The sequence below is a fragment of the Lentihominibacter faecis genome (assembly GCF_014306095.1).
GTDB lineage: Bacteria > Bacillota > Clostridia > Peptostreptococcales > Anaerovoracaceae > Lentihominibacter > Lentihominibacter faecis.
On the sequence record NZ_JACRWC010000089.1, the window covers coordinates 1 to 3,247 of the forward strand.

At 48.6% G+C, this 3,247-nt stretch carries 3 protein-coding genes; 2 read left to right on the plus strand and 1 reads right to left on the minus strand.

Annotated features, from left to right (window positions below; all coding sequences use genetic code 11):
• The first annotated feature begins 157 nt into the window (after positions 1 to 157).
• Entirely contained in the window at positions 158 to 1,312 is a 1,155-nt protein-coding gene (locus H8876_RS06915) for an NAD(P)-dependent malic enzyme (protein WP_249287122.1), read from the plus strand.
• A gap of 102 nt (positions 1,313 to 1,414) precedes the next feature.
• Here the strand turns inward: H8876_RS06915 and H8876_RS06920 are convergent, their stop codons facing one another.
• Positions 1,415 to 2,653: an AI-2E family transporter gene (locus H8876_RS06920; protein ID WP_249287123.1), complete on the minus strand. Its 1,239-nt coding sequence runs from the start codon at positions 2,651 to 2,653 to the stop codon at positions 1,415 to 1,417.
• A 391-nt stretch (positions 2,654 to 3,044) separates the two neighbouring features.
• Here H8876_RS06920 and H8876_RS10175 point away from each other — a divergent pair, with 391 nt between their 5' ends.
• Positions 3,045 to 3,179, plus strand: coding sequence for a hypothetical protein (locus H8876_RS10175; protein ID WP_283241776.1), 135 nt, complete (start codon positions 3,045 to 3,047; stop codon positions 3,177 to 3,179).
• The last annotated feature ends 68 nt before the right edge of the window (positions 3,180 to 3,247 follow it).

The following is a 3,247-nucleotide window of genomic DNA, read 5'->3' on the forward strand; positions in this document are numbered from 1 at the left end:
ACAGGCTGGTGGCAGAAGCCAAGCCGGGTGAACGGTTCCAGTTCTTCCGCAAAGGCTACTACATCGCCGACAGCAAACTGACAAATGATACAGAAAAGGTATTCAATAAAATCGTAGGGCTGAAAAGCTCCTGGAAAAAGTAGATAGGGGTGGTAAAATGGATTATTATAAAGAGTCCCTGAAAATGCACGAAGAGCATAAAGGGAAAATGGCTGTTGCCAGCAAAGTGAAAGTAGAAACAAAGGACGACTTGTCCACGGCGTACACTCCGGGGGTAGCCGAGCCGTGCCGCAAGATCAAGGAAGATCCTGAAAATGTATATAAATACACGAACAAGTCCAATATCGTGGCTGTAGTATCCGATGGTTCCGCGGTCCTGGGTCTTGGGAACATCGGCGGTCTGGCGTCCATTCCGGTCATGGATGGCAAATCTCTGCTGTTCAAGGAATTCGCGGGCATCGACGCATTCCCGATCTGTCTGGAAACTCAGGATGTGGATGAGATCGTAAATATTGTCAAGAACATCGCGCCGACGCTGGGCGGGATCAACCTGGAAGACATCTCTGCACCACGTTGCTTCGAGATCGAAGAAAAACTGCAGGCGCAGGTGGACATCCCGGTGTTCCACGACGACCAGCACGGTACAGCGGTAGTGGTTTCGGCAGCTGTTATCAATGCTGCAAAGCTGACGGAAAGGAAGCTTTCCGACATGACGGCTGTCATCAACGGTGCAGGTGCTGCAGGCACGGCTATTGCAAAGATGCTGCTGAATCTGGGGATCCGCGACATCGTGGCCTGCGACAGCAAAGGTATCCTGACTCGTGACAGAGGCGACCTCAATGAAGCGAAGAAGCGGCTGGCTGCTGTTACGAATGAAGAGCAGATTTCCGGAAGTCTGGCGGACGCTGTTTCCGGACGGGATCTGTTTATCGGTGTTTCTGCTGCAAAGGTGTTGACGCAGGACATGGTGCGCAGCATGAATAAAGATGCCATCATTTTCGCCATGGCAAATCCGGAACCGGAGATCCTGCCGGATCTGGCAAAGGAAGCTGGTGCGGCTGTTGTGGGAACCGGACGTTCCGATTATCCGAACCAGATCAACAACGTGCTCATCTTCCCGGGACTCTTCAAGGGTGCACTGGCAGCACGCGCGAAACGCATCACAGAAGAAATGAAAACTGCTGCTGCATATGCATTGGCAGAGATCATCCCGGAAGAAGAACTGAAGCCGGACTATATCATCCCGAGTGCATTTTATCCGAATGCTGCCGACATCGTAGCAGACGCTGTGGAAAAAGCCTGGGAAGAATAGAGCGGCGGGCGAAAAGTACCGACTTAATAAATACATAGAAATGCAAGAAAAAACTCCAGAGAGTTGAAATCCGCTCTCTGGAGCTTTTTTATTCCATGATTGTCAGTCCATAATAGGAGGTATCTTGCCTTTTCCGCTGCGTCTTTTCTGGATCAGCTTCGCTTCTCTGCGGCGGACCCACTTCAATACAAAGATCTGGATGATCCCTGCCAGCGGCACTGCCAGCAGCATGCCGACGATCCCGCCGAAATAACCAAACACGCTGACGGCCAGAAGTACGACAAGAGGTTTTAATCCGGTAGAGGAACCCACGACTTTCGGGTATATGAAGTTGGAGTCGATCTGCTGAACTGCCAGCAGGATCACGACAGCCAGCACACCGTGCCAGAAGCCGCCTGTGCAAAGCCCCATCAGGAAAGCCGGAATCATACCCAGTACCGGGCCGAAATATGGGATAACGTTGGCGAGACCTGCGAAGACACCGATGAATACGGCGGCCTCAAGCCCCATGATAGAAAGGCCTATCGATGAGAGGATCGCCACGAACAGGGAGTCTAAAAGCGCGCCGCGGATGAAGCGGGACAGCACGACGTTGATATCGTGTAGTGTTTCTGTAAATACTGCATTGGCTTTCTGCGGCAGGAGCAGATGCAGAAACTTTCGCCACAGCCCCAGGAAAAACTTCTTGTCCTTCATCAGGTAAATACTGATGATGATTCCGATGACAAAATCGACGATATTCCCGCCCAGGCTGGTCACAAAGGAAATGGCTGTTGTAGCGCTCATGTTTTCGCTGATCCAGCTCATTAAATAGTTGGTAAATTCCGTGACCTTATCCGAAAGGATATCGTGTGGGATATTGTGCTGGATCCAGGTCTGAAGTGTCGCTTCGTATTTAATAGCTGTTCCCATCAGATCCTGAAGCATGTTGGGCACGTTGGTAAAGGAAATGCGTCCGATCAGCATCACGGCAAATCCGTACAGGATCGCCAGAATCGCAGCTATCACAAATAAGTATGATATAAGCACGCTGATCAGGTACCGGGTGTTTTTCTTTTTCTCCAGCTTGATCGGATCGTCGGGCAGGCGAACCAGAAGCTTTAGGAGCTTGCCGTCGACGAACGATACCAGCGGGTTAAGCAGATATGCCAGTACAAGTCCGATCAGAAGCGGTTTAAATGCATCCATAAGCACGAGGAACCCGTGATGAAGCCCGCCGGTGATGGAACCGATGTTTTTTATCAGGAAATAGAGAATATATAGCAGGATCGCGTTGAATACGATGAAAAAGGTGTGCCGTATAAACGTATTATCCTTTAATAGAATTTTTAATTTGTCCATACTTTTTCCTCCCATTTCTAACTATTATATACCATAGAGCCGTTGGACAAGTGTGCGGAATGTGAAAAAAGCCGGATTTCTGCAAAGATTCTGATCCGGATCCAAGGTTTTCATACATTATAATGGATAGCCGGCCGTCTGTATTTTCGCTGCTCCGCGGTTCTTGAGGAGCTTTCTGCAAAGGCGACGAAGCAAGTGTTTGCAAAGGGTAAGGCCCTGCCGGGCCGCTCTCCTGCGAAAGGCCGCAAAATCCACGTAAAAAAGAAATCGAAAAAAGGCAAAAAAAGATGCAAAAATCCGTTGACAAGAGGTAATATCTTTGGTAAGATAATCAAGCTGTCAGAGAGACGCAGACAACAAAAAAACAACGTAAAATGAGGCGATGGCTCGCATGGAAATGGACAGAAAAACGCTTCGAAAAAAGTTGAAAAAAGTTGTTGACAAGCTCGAAGGCATGCGATATAATAAAGAAGTTCGTGAGAGCGAACAAGCCTTGAAAAAGGCGAGAACATTGAAAACTTCATAGTGTAGAAATTTGAGTCAAAATAAATTTGATTTAAAGGATACTAACAGCACAACCTGAAAAGGAAATGC